12 protein-coding genes are annotated in these 17,392 nt (G+C 52.1%); 11 read left to right on the top strand and 1 reads right to left on the bottom strand.

The genetic code is table 11. The features are described 5' to 3' along the window. Positions 1 to 87 precede the first annotated feature (87 nt). On the bottom strand, positions 88 to 2,313 hold the full coding sequence (locus tag TH61_RS03565) for an NADP-dependent isocitrate dehydrogenase (RefSeq protein ID WP_066505968.1): 2,226 nt from the start codon (positions 2,311 to 2,313) through the stop codon (positions 88 to 90). 374 nt (positions 2,314 to 2,687) lie between these two features. Between TH61_RS03565 and TH61_RS03560 the strand changes: the two genes are divergently transcribed. From TH61_RS03560 to TH61_RS03515, 11 genes are all read left to right on the top strand, one after another. Continuing rightward, on the top strand, positions 2,688 to 5,237 hold the full coding sequence (locus TH61_RS03560; protein WP_066505966.1) for a PAS domain-containing protein: 2,550 nt from the start codon (positions 2,688 to 2,690) through the stop codon (positions 5,235 to 5,237). Positions 5,238 to 5,279: 42 nt separating this feature from the next. Next, on the top strand, positions 5,280 to 5,999 hold the full coding sequence (locus TH61_RS03555) for a hypothetical protein (RefSeq protein ID WP_157600542.1): 720 nt from the start codon (positions 5,280 to 5,282) through the stop codon (positions 5,997 to 5,999). Positions 6,000 to 6,333: 334 nt separating this feature from the next. Continuing rightward, a complete protein-coding gene (gene nfi / locus TH61_RS03550; RefSeq protein ID WP_066505961.1) occupies positions 6,334 to 7,011 on the top strand; it encodes a deoxyribonuclease V in 678 nt (225 codons plus the stop codon). Between the two features lie 846 nt (positions 7,012 to 7,857). Then, on the top strand, positions 7,858 to 8,049 hold the full coding sequence (locus TH61_RS03545) for a hypothetical protein (protein ID WP_157600540.1): 192 nt from the start codon (positions 7,858 to 7,860) through the stop codon (positions 8,047 to 8,049). Then, positions 8,046 to 8,840 carry a prohibitin family protein gene (locus TH61_RS03540; protein ID WP_066505959.1) on the top strand — a complete coding sequence of 265 codons (795 nt, stop codon included), beginning with the start codon at positions 8,046 to 8,048 and terminating at the stop codon, positions 8,838 to 8,840. The genes TH61_RS03545 and TH61_RS03540 overlap by 4 nt, the downstream gene beginning before the upstream one ends. Positions 8,841 to 8,953: 113 nt before the next feature. Beyond that, on the top strand, positions 8,954 to 9,538 hold the full coding sequence (locus tag TH61_RS03535; protein ID WP_066505957.1) for a hypothetical protein: 585 nt from the start codon (positions 8,954 to 8,956) through the stop codon (positions 9,536 to 9,538). A gap of 146 nt (positions 9,539 to 9,684) precedes the next feature. Beyond that, positions 9,685 to 12,303 (top strand): ATP-dependent chaperone ClpB, encoded by a 2,619-nt coding sequence (gene clpB / locus TH61_RS03530; protein ID WP_066505955.1) that lies wholly within the window; start codon positions 9,685 to 9,687, stop codon positions 12,301 to 12,303. 306 nt (positions 12,304 to 12,609) lie between these two features. Then, positions 12,610 to 12,864, top strand: a complete 255-nt coding sequence (locus TH61_RS18085) for a hypothetical protein (protein WP_157600538.1) — start codon at positions 12,610 to 12,612, stop codon at positions 12,862 to 12,864. A 324-nt stretch (positions 12,865 to 13,188) separates the two neighbouring features. Then, entirely contained in the window at positions 13,189 to 13,791 is a 603-nt protein-coding gene (locus tag TH61_RS03525; RefSeq protein ID WP_066505954.1) for a HupE/UreJ family protein, read from the top strand. A 45-nt stretch (positions 13,792 to 13,836) separates the two neighbouring features. After that, positions 13,837 to 14,481, top strand: coding sequence for a DnaJ domain-containing protein (locus TH61_RS03520; RefSeq protein ID WP_066505951.1), 645 nt, complete (start codon positions 13,837 to 13,839; stop codon positions 14,479 to 14,481). An 88-nt stretch (positions 14,482 to 14,569) separates the two neighbouring features. Further along, the gene (locus TH61_RS03515) at positions 14,570 to 16,903 is read left to right on the top strand and encodes a M1 family metallopeptidase (RefSeq protein ID WP_066505948.1); all 2,334 of its coding nucleotides are present in this window, start codon (positions 14,570 to 14,572) and stop codon (positions 16,901 to 16,903) included. Positions 16,904 to 17,392 lie beyond the last annotated feature (489 nt).

Below are 17,392 nucleotides of genomic sequence, written 5' to 3'. Positions count from 1 at the left end.
CACAAGCTTTACTCATTTATAAGACACAATGAAAAGGCCGCTTGAGATTTCTCCCGAGCGGCCTTTCCTTTTCTATAACTTATCCTCCTAGAACTGGTCTAAGAAAGAGTTCAACGTGGCGCTTGGGCGCATGGCTTCGGCAACTTTGGCCGTGTCTGGGTGGAAGTAACCGCCCATGTCTACGGGTTTGCCTTGGGCCGCAATCTGCTCCTGTACAATCTTGTCTTCGTTCTCCGTTAAGCCTTTGGCCAAGTCCGTGAAACGGGTTTTCAGCTCCTCGTTCTTGGTTTGCTCGGCCAGGGCCTGAGCCCAGTAAAGCGCCAGGTAGAAGTGGCTTCCGCGGTTGTCAATGCCACCTACTTTACGGGCCGGTGACTTGTCTTTCTCCAGGAACTCGGCGTTGGCTTGGTTCAAGGCTTCGGCTAGTACCGCGGCTTTGTCGTTCTTGGTTTTGTAGGCCAGGTCTTCCAGAGAAACGGCCAGGGCCAGGAACTCACCCAGTGAATCCCAACGCAGGTAGTTTTCCTCAGCGAACTGCTGTACGTGCTTAGGGGCAGACCCGCCGGCACCGGTTTCAAACAGCCCGCCACCGTCTAGCAAGGGCACAATAGAAAGCATTTTGGCGCTAGTACCTAATTCAATAATCGGGAACAAGTCTGTGAGGTAGTCACGCAGTACGTTACCCGTTACAGAGATGGTGTCTTTACCGGCAACCGCGCGCTCACATGAGTAACGCATAGCTTCTACCGGAGACATAATTTTAATCTCCAGGCCGTTGGTGTCATGGTCTTTCAGGTACTGGTTTACCTTCTTAATCAGGTTGGCGTCATGCGCACGCTTCGGGTCTAGCCAGAAGATGGCAGGCGCGCCGGTGATGCGGGCACGGGTCACGGCCAGTTTCACCCAGTCCTGAATAGGCAGGTCTTTGGTCTGGCACATTCTCCAGATATCGCCTTCCTCTACTTTGTGCTCCATTACCGCTTTGCCCGAGGCATCTACCACGCGCACAGTACCGCTGGCCGTGATTTGGAAGGTCTTGTCATGTGAGCCGTATTCTTCGGCTTTCTGGGCCATTAAGCCAATGTTAGGCACGGTGCCCATGGTTTTAGGGTCAAAGGCGCCGTTCTCTTTGCAGAAGTCAATCACCTCTTGGTAGATGCCCGCGTAGTTGCGGTCTGGTATCATGAACTTAGCGTCATGGGCTTTGCCGTCTGCGCCCCACATCTTGCCAGACGTTCTAATGGCCGCCGGCATAGAGGCGTCAATAATCACGTCATTAGGGAAGTGCAGGTTAGTAATGCCTTTGTCTGAGTCTACCATGGCCAGGGCCGGGCCGTTCTCTATGGCCGTTTTCAAGTCAGCCTCAATCTGGGATTTCTGGTCTGCCGGCAGGGTCTGGATTTTGTTGTACAGGTCGCCTAAACCGTTGTCTGGGTTTACACCAATTTGCTTGAAGGTCTCTGCGTGCTTGGTGAATACATCCTTGAAGAACACGGTCACGGCATGGCCAAACATAATAGGGTCAGAGACCTTCATCATGGTGGCTTTTAAGTGCAATGACAACAGAATACCAGATGCCTTGGCATCTGCAATCTCTTTCTCATAGAAGGCGCGCAGGGCTTTCTTGCTCATCACGGATGAGTCAATCACTTCGCCGGCTTTCAGGGCCAGTTTGTCTTTTAGGGTAGTGGTGGTTCCGTCAGCAGAAACAAACTCAATCTTCACCTCGGTGGCTTGGTCCATGGTCACAGACTGCTCAGTGCCATAGAAATCACCATCGGTCATGTGGGCCACGTGTGATTTTGAGTCTGCCGTCCAGGCACCCATGGAGTGCGGGTGCTTGCGGGCGTACTGTTTCACGGCATCGGCTACGCGGCGGTCAGAGTTTCCTTCGCGCAGGACCGGGTTCACGGCACTGCCCAACACTTTGCCGTAGCGGGTTTTGATTTCCTTCTCGGCGTCGGTCTTCGGGTCTGCCGGGTAATCTGGAATGTTATAGCCTTGGCTCTGCAATTCTTTAATGGCCTGCGTCAACTGCGGTACAGAGGCCGAGATGTTAGGCAATTTGATGATGTTGGCTTCTGGGGTTTTGGCCAGTTCGCCCAGCTCTGCCAGGTCATCAGACTGCTTTTGCTCTGCGGAAAGGTTCTCTGGGAAGGTAGCCAGAATACGGCCCGCCAGGGAGATATCTCTGGTTTCTACCTCAATGCCGGCCGCTTTGGTGAACGCCTTTACAATGGGCAGGAACGAGTGCGTGGCCAGGGCCGGCGCCTCATCTGTGATGGTATAAATGATTTTTGATGTGTTTGCCATAGTAGTATGTGTTAAGTAATGTGCCCTGCGCGCAAACCTGTTACCCGCACGTCTAAACCCTGTACGGTTGGCAAAGGGTTAGACCGGCAAATATAAGTGAAAATTGATACGCACTATTCTGCAGACCAACTGTTCTAAACAATAAATACCTGAATAGGTTAAGAGGCAAACTGGTCTTTCGTTTTTGGGCTGTTTTCGTCAAAACAAGCCAAAAACGACCTTTGCGACTATTGTTTGTGGCATGAACGCTGGTGCTGACAACTTTAATCCATGGCCGTTAAAAAGGTCTTTTCTGCGCTTTAAGCTCAATATTAATCCTATCTTTGGTAACCACGTAAAGGGAGTTCCTTTGCTACATCAGCTCTCAGCGGTACATGACTGATTTCTCCACTTCCCCCAAACCTACAGCTTCTTTTAATGAGGCGCTTTCGTTTCAGAAGATTTTTGAGGCACAAAACAACCCTATTCTTGTGCTCTCGCCTTCTTTGAAAATATTAGGGTGTACTGAAGCTTATTTAAAAGAAACGCTTCTAACCAGGGAGCAACTGCTCGGGAAAAGTGTGTTTGACGCTTTTCCAGACAATCCAGAAGCCGGCGAGTCTCTCTCTTCAGTAAAGCTGAGAGCTTCTTTGCAACAGGTGCTGGCTAGTAAACAGGCCCACCAGATGGAGGTGACGCGGTATGACATCCCAGATCCCAACCACTCGGCCTCTTTTATAGAACGGTATTGGTCTATCCTCAACACGCCTATTTTAGACGAAAGGGGAGAGGTGCTTTATATTTTGAACGAGGCCACCAACGTCACAGAGGCGGAGAAATCTAAAAAGAACCTACTGGAGAGCGAAGAAAGGGAAAAAGTAGCCTTGGCCGAGGTAGAACAGCAACGCCTTCGGTTAGAGCGCCTGTTTGCCCAGGCACCGGCGGCCATGGCCGTTCTGGAAGGTCCAAATCTTGAATTCAAGGAAATCAATGACGCGTATCAGCAGTTGTTTCCGGGACGCAAATTACTGGGTCTAGCCTTGTTTGAAGCTCTTTCAGAGCTAAAGGGCCAGCCCATAGAAGAAATTGTGCAGCACGTCATCACTACCGGTGAGACGTTTGAAGGCAAGGAGATTTTGATACCCGTAGCCCGTTACAAAGACCAACCGGTAGAGGACATTTACTGGAACTTCATCTACCAGGCCCTTTATGACGCCCAAGGCAAGATCAACGGCATGTTCATTTTTGCCTTGGATGTAACGCCTTTTGTAGAAGCCCGCCAACAAGTAGAGAAAAGCGCCGAGGACCTGAAAGCCCTTAACCTGGAACTGGAGGCCCGGGTAGAAAGACGCACCCAGGAGGTGCAAAAAGCCCAGGCCGATGCGGAGCGCCAACGCCAGCGCTTTGAAAGGCTCTTTATGGATGCGCCCACGGCCATCTGCATACTGGCTGGCCCCAACTTGGTGTATGAACTGGTAAACCCCGTGTACGCAGGCCTTTTCCCCGACAGGGAGCTTCTGGGCAAGCCCATTTTAGAGGCCTTGCCAGAGATTGGACATAACAAGGCGTATGAGACCTTCTCAGAAGTGTATAGAACGGGTATCACCCATGAAGAGCCAGAATTGCTCATTCCCTTCACCTCGCCCCATGGCTTCTTAGAGGACAGGTACTTCAGGTACATTCAACAAGCCAGAACCAACGAAGAAGGCATAGTAGACGGCGTTCTGGTCTTCGCTATTGAGGTGACAGAGCAGGTGGCGGCACGCAAAGCCGTAGAAGAAAACGCCAACAACCTGCGGCTCATCACAGATTCTTTGCCGGTCCTCATTGGGTACCTGGACCGGGACCGGGTTTACCGTTTCACTAACAAAGCCTATGAAGCGTGGTTTCCTATCAAGTCTGAAGATTTGCTGGGCCGCCGGGTGCAGGACGTGGTGGGTGAAAAAGCCTACAATAACACCAAAGGCTACATGGACCGCGCCCTGGCCGGAGAGCGCCTTAGCTTTGAGGCCACCATGCCCTACCGCGAAGATTTTGTCAAGCATATAAAGACAGACTATGTGCCAGACGTAAGAGGCGGCGAAGTGGTAGGTTTCTATACCTTGGTCACGGACGTAACCGACCAGGTAGAGGCTCGCTTAAAAATAGAGACCAGCGCCCAACAGGCCAGCGCCATTGCCGTTGAACTGGCCGCCGCCAATGAAGACCTGCGCCTGGCCAACCTGGACCTGGCCGACGCCAACCAACAGCTTACCCACACCAACAAAGACCTGGATAATTTTATCTATACCGCGTCACATGACTTGAAAGCACCTATTTCTAACATAGAGATGCTGCTGAGAGAATTGCAGGTAGAACTACCCCAGGAAAGTTTGAAGGGCCATGAAGTCAAAGCCATCATTAAGATGATGCAAAACTCCATTGACCGCTTCAAGAAGTCCATTGCCAGCCTCACCGAAATCACCAAGCTACAGAAAGACCACGACCAGGCGGCCCAAACCGTAAACCTGCAGGAGGTAGTGCAGGAAGTGCAGCTAGACATGCAGCAAATCATTCTTGCTTCGGGCGCCAAGGTAGAATCCACCATCCGGAACGATGCCATGGTGTCCTTCTCAGAGAAAAACCTGCGCAGCGTGGTCTACAACCTGCTTTCTAACGCCATCAAATACCGGCACCCAGACAGAAACCCGCTGGTAAAGATCAGTTGCCAGCCAGAAGAGGACTATGTGGTGCTGGTCATACAAGACAATGGCCTAGGCATCAACCCTAAACAGAAAACTAAGCTGTTTACCATGTTCAGTCGGTTCCATGACCACGTAGAAGGTTCTGGAATTGGCCTCTACATGGTGAAAAGAATCTTAGACAATGCCCAGGGAAAGATTGAAGTGGAGAGCACCGTGGGGGAAGGTACAACCATTAAAGTGTACCTCAAGAGAGCCGAGTAAATGAAAAGGCAAATTCTTTTACACAGACCCGTATACAAATACATGAAGACCTTGATGCATTACGCCTTGGTGTTGAGCCTGGGCCTGGCTAGCTGCCAAAGCAAAACGTCCACAGAAACCGTCACGTCAGACGCCGCTACTACTCTGGACACCGCCACCGCTCCCGCCGTTTCTGCCGGACCCGAAGGCCGTGTGCTGGAAAAAGACGCCCTCAACGCCGTACAGGATGAGGTAGTCAAGAAGCCGTCACCAGAAGAAGACCTTTCGGGCTTTGAGAAGATGTTCAATCAATTTAACCAAAGCATTCAGCAGGGAGACGCACAGGCCTTTAACCAGTACATTGACCCCACGCATGGCCTCTACATCATAGACACGCCCGGCGCCATGCCCCAGTTTACCAAAGTCACAGACATACGCCAGTACAAGCGATTCTACCAGGACTTGCCGTTCTTCACCATCAAAGAATACTTCAAGAGTTGTGACCTGCAAGCCATAGCCACCCTGCCCAAAGTCACCTGCGAAGGGGAGGACGCCTACGCCCAAAAAGGCTGTTTTGTGGCAGATGCCGCCGCCTTTAGAAAGAACACGGCCGTGCAATACACAGAGCTTCCCGCGCCCCAAAAAAAGACCATCGCCCAGACTCAATTGCTAGTGAACAAAACCGTGCTGCACACCGCTTCGGGCTTCAAGTTCCACTTCGCGCAACTCAACGGCCAGTGGCGGATCCTGTTCATTGACCTGATGATCCCGTGCAGCGCTTAAGGGGATAGACACAAGACATAAGACGCAAGATGCTAGACTTAATATGCAAGCTGTAAGGATCTCTTCCTTATTTTATCATCCTGAAAGGACCTTGTGGGGTAGTTAGAAAAGCGCTTGCTCTAAGCAGGGTTGTTCTTAATCATCTATTGTCAACAAATCTTCAGTCTACTTTCAAGTTGGGCAAGTCATTACTCCCTTTTCTAGAGGCCAAGATATCTTGCTACTGGAGTTGCCGTACAGTCATAGGGAATGTCGTTTTCAGCCTGATTTCCGGAAAACAAGCCAAAAGCGGCACGACTCATGATGCCCAACTTTAGACTCAGGACTATACAACATGGCTTGGTACGCACAATATCCCACACCAGATCCAATCATCGTCAAAGAACTCACGGCCAAGCAGGAAGAGCTGCGGCAACAGGTGATTCTTCAAAAACCAGACTTTGAACTGAAGTGGCTGGCCGGCTGTGACTCGTCGTTCATTGGCGAGAATATCTTGTCGGTGTTTGTGTTGCTGAAGTATCCCAGTTTGGAGTTGGTGGAGAAGGTGTACCATTACGGCCCGGTGGAACTGCCCTACATTCCGGGGTTTCTGGCCTTTAGGGAAACGCCCAATCTGCTCAAAGCCTACGAGAAACTAGTACAGAAACCCGACCTGATCATGGTAGACGGTCACGGCATTGCGCACCCGCGGCGCCTGGGCATTGCCAGCCAGCTGGGCGTCTTGCTCAACAAACCCACCATGGGTGTGGCCAAGAAAGTGCTCACCGGCAAATATGACGAACCCACCCCCGTCAAAGGCAGCTCATTTCCGCTCATGAGCAAACAGGAGCAGATAGGAACCGTCATTGTGACCAAAGACAAAGTGAAACCCGTGTTCGTCTCTCCGGGTCATTTGATGGATTTGGAGACCGCTACCGCCCTCACCTTAGAAACCGCCATCAAACACAAACTCCCAGAACCCACCCGCCTGGCAGACTACTACGCCGAAGTCTTTAAAGCCGAAGTCCGATAATTAGTGGGTGCTTAGGCGGCAGGTTCTCATTTTGGACCTGTTTTCTGGAAAAGAGGCCAAAAGCGGTTTGAATACCCCTAAATCCTTTATTGTTAGCCTGCTTTGGGTCTGGTTAGGGAGCAGACGCTCGCAGGTCCTGCCAGACGTTACAAGGTCTTTGGAGGAGCGTTCTACTCAAACTGCAATAAGCTTATCATCCCCCTACCCCCTCAAAGGGGGACGCAATGCGCACCAATTGGCAAAAGGCCAACGGCAGTCGCAGACTGCCTCCAACATGGGTCCAAGTCGCAGACTTGAACCATGGCCACGGGAAAGCTGATCAAGCAAACCGTGCGTAGCACGTATGCCTCTGCAGCGACAGGAACGGCCTTCGCCTACAGACAGGGTAGTTACTTATAAGCGCCAGCGGAACTGGAACCCAAACCAGTCCTGGTCCTGAGCGCCTCTGTTGTTTCGTCGCCCGGCAGGGCGGGGCCCCACAGGCCCAGAGTACAACAGCAGTGCGAAGGGCCAGGACGAGGCCTCGCGGCCGTGAGCGCTTACCGGAAACTATGAAACAAGACTGTAAATGCGCACCGCAGAAGACGATCTTGCCAAGGGAATAGCCAGATGCGTGCACAAAAGTATTGGCAAGGGTCATTGTAGCTGGAAAAGCAGTCATAGTCATTAGTGAGAACACCCACAACGGTGGAAGAGTACAACCTTCAGCATTCATTAAGAAAAGCACCCCACAAGAAAGTCCATAAACTAGAATAAGTTTTCTCTCACCAACCAAAAAAGCAATAGCGGCAAATCCCGTGAGAATCCTTAATATTGATTCTTCAACCCGCAGGCCATTCCCAACCCATGAAACCCAAGTATTTACTGCTGCTACTGCTGCTCATTCCCATAGATTTCCTGTCTTACACCCAAATCACCGAGCTGCTGCGGCAACCCTCAGACGTGGCTGTCCTATTTGGCGTGTTCTTCCTGGCCATGCTGCTGGTAGGCAATTTCATCATCATCCGGTACTTACTTTCTAAAATAAACCGCTCATGAACCGCCGCATACTGACTGCTATTCTAACAGGGGTAGCCATTTTGATTTTTTCCATCACCGCTACCCAATCCTGTACCCGCGTAGACGCCGGGCATGAGGGCATCCTGGTAAAAATGTACGGCACCGAGAAAGGCGTGCAAGACGTGTCTCTGGTGACGGGCCGTGTGTGGTACAATCCCTTCACAGAGGAAGTCTACGAGTTTCCGACTTACATCCAGACGCAGGACTATGACGCGTTCACGGTCAATGCCAAGGACGGTTCTGTGTTCACGGTAGACCCCACCATCTCCTTTTATGTGAAGGCGGGTGCCTCCCCGCAGATTTTCAAGAAGTACCGCAAAGACATAGGCGAGATTGCCAAGACCACCTTGCTTAACTATGTGAAAGACGCGTTCAGGATACGGTTGAACCAATACAGCACCGAGGAGATCATCTCCAAGCGCCAGCAGTTTGAAGCCGAAGTGCAAACCACCCTGGACCAAGCCCTGCAACAGGACGGGTTCAAGCTGGAGCAGATGACCAGCGGCCTCACGTACCCCGAGGAGATTGTGCGTGCCGTGAACCTCAAGAACCGCGCGGTGCAACAGGCCATGCAGGTGGAGAACGAATTGAAAGTAGCCGAGGCCCAGGCCCGCAAAAAGATTGTAGAAGCCCAGGCCGAGGCGGAGGCTAACCGCCTGCGCCAGCAGACCTTGACGCCCTTGCTCATTCAGCAGCAGTTCATAGAAAAATGGAACGGGTCCACGCCTTTGTACGGCAACTCGCCCGTCTTCTTTAAGAACGTGCAATAGGGCAGACAAACTTTAGATTAACCAAAACCAGCGGCCTTACGTCTTTAGCGTAAGGCCGCTGGCGTTTACAGCCCAGAGGGTTTAATAAATAAAAGTTAGAATTCAATATTGCTATGGACACACTTCGCAGATTCTCCGGTACGTCAGAAGAAGAACTTTGGCGCCAGCTTACCATTGACCTTGCCCGTGATAAAAACCTCACCAGCTACTCGGCGCAATTGATGCTCAATGACACTGAGGTCTTTCTGGACATTGACATTGACCTGGGCGGAGGGTTTGAAGGAGGTTCTTCGTCTACCACGTTCATGGCGCCCGTGCCCACCAATGTGCCGCTTCGGTTTGCCTTGCATGAGCAGGACTGGATGAGCGAGATTGGTAAATTCTTCGGGATGGGGGATGTGCAGTTGAACCTGCCTGACCTGGACGATGCCTTCGTGATCAAAGCCAACGACCCCGTGGCCTTGGCGTCGCTGTTATCAGATGCTAAAGTGCGGCAGACTCTGCTGGAGCATTCCAACTGCGAGTTAAAACTGAGCGTGGACAATGATGAGCCAGATGCCACGCCGTTTCTTACCTTCTCCAAGGACGACGCCATCCTGGACATGGACAAACTGCAAGAAGTCTATCGCATGATTTTAAAGCTGTTGCAGAAGTTGAATCCGCCGGTTGCCACTACAACAGAGTTTGATAAACTCTAGTTGAGTCATTTTGTCTGATTATGTTAAATAGTTTCTAATTGTTTCTGTCATAATTTCCGGAAAACAGGCTAAAATCGGTTCGGTACCCTGTTTGCTTCTAGCCTCGTAGAAAAGTAAGAAACTACTCTAACCACGATATAGAAGCTATGAACTTTAACAATTATACCATCAAGTCTCAGGAGGCCGTGCAGAAGGCCACTGAGATAGCGGGGGGCAACCAGCAGCAGGCCATTGAAACCGGCCACCTGCTCAAGGGCATCCTGCAAACCGACGAAAACGTGCCCAACTTCTACCTCAAGAAGCTGGGCGTGAACACCAACCAATTCGAGTCCAAACTCAATGAGATAGTGACTGCTTACCCGGTGGTAACCGGCGGAAACCCTTACCTAAGTAATGACGCGGCGGCGGCCCTGCAAAAAGCGACGTCCTATCTAAAAGAGTTTGACGACGAGTACGTAGCCATTGAGCACTTGCTTTTGGGCTTGCTGGCGGGCCGCGACAAGGTAGCCACGCTCATGAAAGACGCGGGCATCACCGAGAAAGGCCTGAAAGCCGCCATCAAAGAACTGCGCGGCGATTCTAAAGTCACGGACCAAAACGCCGAGGCCAAGTACAACTCCCTCAAGAAATACGCCATTGACCTCAATGAGCAGGCGCGTTTGGGCAAGATTGACCCGGTGATTGGCCGTGACGAGGAAATACGTCGCGTCTTGCAAATCCTCAGCCGTCGTACCAAGAACAACCCGATTCTTTTAGGTGAGCCGGGTGTGGGTAAAACCGCCATCGTAGAAGGTCTGGCCCAGCGCATTGTGTCTGGTGACGTGCCTGAGAACCTCAAATCCAAAACCATCATGAGCCTGGACATGGGTCTGCTGGTGGCCGGTGCCAAGTACAAAGGCGAGTTTGAGGAGCGTCTGAAAGCGGTCATCAAAGAAGTGGTGGACTCAGAAGGGGACATTGTCCTGTTCATAGACGAAATCCACACCTTGATTGGCGCCGGGGCCGGGGGGGAAAGCGCCATGGACGCCGCCAACCTGTTAAAGCCAGCCTTGGCGAGAGGGGAGCTGCATGCCATCGGGGCCACCACGCTCAAAGAATACCAGAAGTACTTTGAGAAGGACAAAGCCATGGAGCGTCGCTTCCAGGCGGTGACCGTGGACGAGCCCAGCATTCCAGACGCTATTTCCATCTTGCGAGGTATCAAAGACAAGTATGAGCTGCACCACGGCGTGCGCATTAAAGACGATGCCATCATCTCTGCCGTGGAATTGTCCAGCCGATACATCTCTGACCGTTTCCTGCCAGACAAAGCCATTGACTTGATTGATGAGGCGGCGTCTAAGTTGCGCATTGAGATGGACTCCTTGCCCGTAGAACTGGACGAGGTACAGCGCAAAATCATGCAGTTGGAGATTGAGCGCGAAGCCATCAGAAGAGAAAACGACAAGGAGAAAGAGAACCTGCTGTCTAAAGAGATTGCTGATTTAAGCGAAGCCCGGGACACCTTGCGTGCCAAATGGCAAAGCGAGAAACAGGTCATTGAAGGCATCCAGAAAGAGAAAGAAGCCATTGAGCAATACAAGCTGGAAGCAGACCATGCTGAGCGCGCCGGAGACTACGGCCGCGTAGCCGAGCTGCGCTACGGTATCATCCAGGAAGCCGAAGCCCGTTTGAAGGAATTACAGGAAACTGTGAAGCAGCAACAGGCCGGTGAGCACATGCTCCAGGAAGAGGTGACCTCTGAAGACGTGGCCGAAGTGGTAGCCAAGTGGACGGGCGTGCCCGTGAACAAAATGCTCCAAAGCGACCGCGAGAAGCTCCTGCACCTGGAAGAAGAACTAGGCCGCCGCGTGGCCGGTCAGGAAGAGGCCATTGCGGCCATTTCTGATGCCGTGCGCCGGAGCCGCGCCGGGTTGCAAGACCCTAAGCGCCCCATCGGGTCGTTCATTTTCCTGGGAACCACCGGGGTGGGTAAAACGGAGCTCGCCAAAGCCTTGGCCGACTTCCTGTTCAACGATGAGAACGCCATGGTCCGCATTGACATGAGCGAGTACCAGGAGCGTCACGCCGTGAGCCGTCTGGTAGGGGCGCCTCCGGGCTATGTGGGCTATGATGAAGGCGGTCAGCTGACCGAGGCCGTGCGCCGGAAGCCGTACTCTGTGATTTTGCTGGACGAGATTGAGAAGGCGCACCCGGACGTGTTCAACATCCTGTTGCAGGTCTTGGATGACGGTCGCCTGACGGACAACAAAGGGCGCGTGGCCAACTTTAAGAACACCATCATCATCATGACGTCCAACATTGGGGCCAACATCATCCAGGAAAACTTCCAGGATTTGGATGAGAAGAACCCAGAACCCACCATTGAGCGCACCAAGGACGAAGTGTTTGAGGTCTTGAAGAAAACGCTTCGGCCAGAGTTCCTCAATAGGATTGACGAGCTGATTATGTTCCGTCCGTTGAGTTCCCGTGAGATTAGGAAGATTGTGGACATCCAGTTCCGTCACATCCAGGAACGTCTTGAAGATTCGGGCATCCGTTTGGAAGCCACCAACGAAGTGCTGGACTTCCTGGGACGCGAAGGCTACGACCCGCAGTTCGGGGCCCGTCCGTTGAAGCGCGTGCTACAGCGCCGTATCTTGAACGAACTGTCCAAGTCCATCCTGGGCGGCGACATCCGGAAAGACGCGGTGGTAGAAGCGGTGCTGGCCGGAGACCAGATAAAATTTGTGAACATTGACATTGACTTGCCAGTAGATAGGTAAGAATGAATGATGAATAAGAAAAGGCGTCGGAGGGAGATTTCCCTTCGGCGCCTTTTCGTTTGGTGCCAGACGGCAACCGTTTTTGCCCTGTTTTCTGAAAATCAAGCTAAAAACGGTCGTTGGCGCAGACGCTCGCAGGACCTTTGCACGCTGCAAGGTTTTTTGAGTAAAGGCAGTTCTTTTTGGCAGGCGCCCTTGCCATCCCCTTACCCCCTTCAAAGGGGGACGCTATGCGCAGGTTGAAGCTAGTGCTTCAGGGCAGTTGCAAACTGCCTCCAACATGGGTCCAAGTCGCAGACTTGAACCATGCCCACGTGCCAGCAGATAAACCAAACCGTGCGCAGCACGCATGCCTCTGCAGCGACAGTGACCGAATTTGCCTTCAAGCAACGAACCCACCATCAGGTCATTACAGAACTGGAACCAAAACCAGTCCTGGTCCTGAGCGCCTCTGTTGTTTCGTCGCCCGGCAGGGCGGGGCCCCACAGGCCCAGAGTACAACAGCAGTGCGAAGGGACAGGACGGGGCCCCGCGGCCGTGAGCGCTTGGCAGAATCTATGAAACAAGACTGTGAGTGCGCACCAGAATGAAAGTATTTCTCAGGGATAGCCAAATGCGTTCACAAGCACAGATGTGGCATGAAAGGCAGTCTGAGTCGTTGGTGAGAACACCAACAACGGCGGGTAGAAGGCACGTTGGGCTGAGTGGAAGTTAACTTATGGTAAGTAACCAGCTATTAACAATCAGCAACCAGCAATCAGCAATCAAACAGCAATTCAATCCTTGCTTTCCGCCCAATTCCCAGAAAACAAGCCAAAAACGGTCCTTGCAAAAGACAGGTCGTTGCTTAAATTTGTCTGCTTTAATATTTATAAAATAGCTCCTGTGTCTTCGGTTTTTTACACGTATCTTCAGTTAGGCTTCCACCATATTTTCAACCTGCAGGCGTATGACCACATGGTCTTTGTGCTGGCCATGTGCGCGCTCTATACCGGGCAGGAGTGGCGAAGAATCCTTGCCTTGGTCACCAGTTTCACGCTGGGGCATTCCATTACCTTGGCCTTGTCTACGCTAGAGGTGATAACGTTTAATACGGCCTTGATTGAGTTGTTGATTCCGGTGACCATTCTGCTCACGTGTCTGTACAACCTCACGCAGATGGATAAAAACAAACGCAAGGGTTCAGTGGTACTTAGTTGGAGCAACTTCTTTGCGGTGGCTTTCGGGCTGATTCATGGCATGGGCTTCTCCAATTACCTCAAGTCCCTGCTGGGCAAAGGCGAAAATATTGTGCTGGAGCTGTTTGCCTTCAACGTGGGCATTGAAATTGGCCAGTTGCTGATTGTAGCCCTAATTCTATTGGTGAGCACCATTTTGGTGAATGTGTTTAGCGTGGGTAGAAGAGACTGGGTGTTGGGGGTGAGTGCGGCCGCCGGGGCCATTGCCCTCATGCTCATTCTGGAGCAGGACTTTTCGGCTATTTTATAGAAAAGAGGTCAAAAACGGAAACCCTTCCGGGTAGATAATAAGAACATGCTGGCGGAGTCATACAGAGTGTTGCAAGTTCCTTTTGGCACGCAGATGCCAGAGGTGAGGCGCGCCTATAGACAGCTGGTTTTACAATACCACCCCGACAGAAACCGCGAGGCGGGCGCGCAGGAGATGTTCCTGCGGGTACAGGCCGCCTATGAGTTTCTGCAGGGCTATCATTCCCGGCCTTTATATTCGTATGCGCCACCCGTGGTGCCTACAGAGCCTGCCAAATCCAAAGCCGAGCAAGACTGGGAGAAGTACCAATACGTCTACGAGCCGCCCGCAGACCCCAAGGAGTTTGCAGCCTGGGCCGAGGTAGGGAAGGAGCGCGTGCGGCGGCAGGCCAAAAAAGACCATGAAGCTTACATCCGGCGTACTCTGGCCATGAAAACCAAATGGTGGTACCACCTGGCGCGGTCCGTTAGTTATGTAGTGTTGGTGTTTGGCGCGGTGTTTGGCCTGGCGGTGCTGGTGACGCCTTTCCTGTTTGCCTGGGCGGGCTATTTCTACCATCCCTATTATTACAAGTTCATTGTCTTGGGCGTGATTATCCTTCCCATTGGTCTGCGCGTGTTGCAGATGATGAAGTCCCTGAAAGAGGACATCGCCTATTACTTCGGGGAAAACCTGAATGAGCAAAATTAATGTAGAGACACGCGTCAGAAGCTTTGTTTTTGGCCAATAAATGCCCAATTTGCTCGTTCACACTACCACAAACTCACAAACTTTTAGAATGAAGAAGTTCTTACTCGCCTCGGGGCTGCTGTTAAGCGCTTTGGCCCCGGTTTTGGCGCAGGAAACCATTGATAAGTCCAAATTCAGGCAGCTGGCCCAGGAATTACCCACTCCTAACACCTACCGTTCGGCTTCGGGCGCGCCCGGCCATGAGTACTGGCAACAACGCGCCGACTACAACATCAAAGCCGAACTGAACGATGACAACCAGTCCTTGACCGGCTCTGAGACCATCACCTACACCAACCTGTCTCCGGACGTGCTCACCTACCTGTGGGTGCAGTTGGACCAGAACATCTTTGAGAAGAACTCCATGACCAGCCTCACGCGTACCAACTCGGTGCCGGCGCGGGCGCCGTTCAGCACGGCAGAGGCCTTGGCAGAACAGACCTTTGACGGCGGGTATAAAATCAAATCGGTGAAGGACGCCAACGGCAAAGCCTTGCCCTACACCATCAACTTCACCATGATGCGCATTGACCTGCCTCAGCCGCTACGGCCCAAGCAGTCTGTGAAGTTCTCCATTGACTGGACCAACCTCATTAATGACCAAAAGAAGCAAGGCGGTCGCGGGGGCTATGAGTTTTTCCCCGAAGACGGCAACTACGAGTACCAGATGGCGCAGTGGTTCCCGCGCATGGCTGTCTATGATGACGTGAATGGCTGGCAGCACAAGCAGTTCCTGGGCACGGGTGAGTTCGCCCTGCCGTTCGGGGATTACAAAGTGAGCCTGACCGTTCCTGCTGACCACGTGGTAGCTTCTACCGGTGAGCTGCAGAACGAAGACGTCTTGACTTCTACGCAACGCAACCGTTTGGCCCAAGCCAAGAAAGCCAACAAGCCAGTGTTGATTGTGACGCCAGAAGAGGCCCTGAAAGCAGAGAAATCTAAAGCGAAAGGTAAAAAGACCTGGACGTTTGTGGCCAAAGACGTGCGCGACTTCGCGTGGGCGTCTAGCCGCAAGTTCATCTGGGATGCCATGAACGTAAACTACGCCGGCAAGAACACGCTGGCCATGAGCTATTATCCTAAAGAAGGCAACCCGTTGTGGGGCCAATACTCCACAGAAGTAGTGGCGCACACCATCAAAGTCTACTCCAAGTTCACGATTGACTATCCGTATCCGGTGGCCATCTCGGTGCACGGCGCCGTGGGCGGGATGGAGTACCCAATGATTTCGTTTAACGGCGGCCGTCCAGAGAAAGACGGTTCATATACGGAGCGCACCAAGTACGGCATGATTTCGGTGATTATCCATGAGGTGGGCCACAACTTCTTCCCGATGATCATCAACTCGGATGAGCGTCAGTGGACCTGGATGGACGAAGGCTTGAACACCTTCGTGCAATATCTAGCAGAGCAGGAATGGCAACGCGATTATCCGTCTAGCCGCGGTGAGGCCAGAAACATGACCACCTACATGAAGATGGACAAGGCTATGCAACAGCCTATCATGACCAACTCTGAGTCTATCTCTCAGCTAGGCAACAACGCTTACGGCAAGCCTGCCACCGCTTTGAACATCTTGCGTGAGACCGTATTGGGCCGCAAGCTGTTTGACTACGCCTTTAAAGAATACGCGCGCCGTTGGGCCTTCAAGCACCCAATGCCCGCAGACTTCTTTAGAACCATGGAAGACGCGTCTGGCACGGACCTGGATTGGTTCTGGAGAGGCTGGTTCTACACCACAGACTACGTGGAACAAGAACTGACTGGCGTGAAGTGGTACTCCGTAGACACCAAGAACCCCCAGGTTGAGAACACCAGAAAGCGGGAGGAAATCAACGCCGCGCCGTTGAGCATTTCGCAGCAGCGTAACCTGCAGGAAATCCCGAAGACCTTGCTGGACACCAAGCCAGAGCTGAAGGACTTCTACAACAACTATGACCCCTTGGCGGTAACACCAGAAAGCCAAGCCACTTACCAGAAATACGTACAGTCCTTAAGCCCCGAAGAAAAGGCCATTCTGGAAAAAGGCCTCAACTTCTATGAAGTGGGCTTGCGCAACAACGGTGGCTTAGTAATGCCGGTAGTAATGCAAATGACCTTCTCTGACGGAACCAACCAGATTGTGCGCATACCGGCAGAGATCTGGCGCTACAATGAGCAGGAAGTGACCAAGGTGTTCGTGACTGAGAAACCGGTGGTGAGCTTCGTCCTGGACCCGTTCCAAGAAACCGCTGACATTGACATGAGCAACAATGCGTACCCGGCCCGCATGGCGCCTTCGCGCTTTGAACTGTTCAAGCAGCAGCCGCAGGGCGTCACGCCAAACCCTCTGCAACAGCAGATGCAACGCCAACAGCAAACACGCCCGCAAGGGAATCAATAGTCTTTGTTTTTGGCCAGTTTTCCAAGAAATAGACCAAAAACGATTTTTGGGAAGCCCATTCTTTACAGGAGTGGGCTTTCTTTTTGCATGAACAGAGCGTGCGAGTGAAATTTAGTGCAGAGCCAAGAGTTTACAAATGAAGTTCTTTGATTACATATTCTACAGGGTGACCAAATTCTTTTACTCAAGAGACGGTCCCGATGGGCCGAGGGGAATTGGGTTAGTTAGTGTGATGCAAGTGTTCCTTTGCTGTAAAATTTATTATGAGGTTTTGTGGCTATTCGTAGAGCCTCAAAAGAATGAACCCGGCGAATTTAACTATGCTAAGTTGATTGGGTTAGTGGTTGCGCTCAGTATTTTAATCTTTAATGTAGTGCGCTACTGTGGCAAATATGTGCTTTATGACCTGCGCTGGGGGTGCAGTGAGACACAAAGGCAGAGAAGATTCAGGGGATGGCTGGTGGTAGTGGCTTTGGTTGCGTCTTTTAT

Source organism: Rufibacter sp. DG15C, from assembly GCF_001577755.1.
GTDB lineage: Bacteria > Bacteroidota > Bacteroidia > Cytophagales > Hymenobacteraceae > Nibribacter.
This window is presented reverse-complemented; position numbering and strand designations above follow the sequence as displayed.

Bases quoted from the DNA above. Each gene is read 5' to 3' on its own strand.
- TH61_RS03565 (WP_066505968.1), bottom strand. From the start codon at position 2,313: ATGGCAAACACATCAAAAATCATTTATACCATCACAGATGAGGCGCCG.
- TH61_RS03560 (WP_066505966.1), top strand. From the start codon at position 2,688: ATGACTGATTTCTCCACTTCCCCCAAACCTACAGCTTCTTTTAATGAG.
- TH61_RS03555 (WP_157600542.1), top strand. From the start codon at position 5,280: ATGAAGACCTTGATGCATTACGCCTTGGTGTTGAGCCTGGGCCTGGCT.
- nfi (WP_066505961.1), top strand. From the start codon at position 6,334: ATGGCTTGGTACGCACAATATCCCACACCAGATCCAATCATCGTCAAA.
- TH61_RS03545 (WP_157600540.1), top strand. From the start codon at position 7,858: ATGAAACCCAAGTATTTACTGCTGCTACTGCTGCTCATTCCCATAGAT.
- TH61_RS03540 (WP_066505959.1), top strand. From the start codon at position 8,046: ATGAACCGCCGCATACTGACTGCTATTCTAACAGGGGTAGCCATTTTG.
- TH61_RS03535 (WP_066505957.1), top strand. From the start codon at position 8,954: ATGGACACACTTCGCAGATTCTCCGGTACGTCAGAAGAAGAACTTTGG.
- clpB (WP_066505955.1), top strand. From the start codon at position 9,685: ATGAACTTTAACAATTATACCATCAAGTCTCAGGAGGCCGTGCAGAAG.
- TH61_RS18085 (WP_157600538.1), top strand. From the start codon at position 12,610: ATGCCCACGTGCCAGCAGATAAACCAAACCGTGCGCAGCACGCATGCC.
- TH61_RS03520 (WP_066505951.1), top strand. From the start codon at position 13,837: ATGCTGGCGGAGTCATACAGAGTGTTGCAAGTTCCTTTTGGCACGCAG.
- TH61_RS03515 (WP_066505948.1), top strand. From the start codon at position 14,570: ATGAAGAAGTTCTTACTCGCCTCGGGGCTGCTGTTAAGCGCTTTGGCC.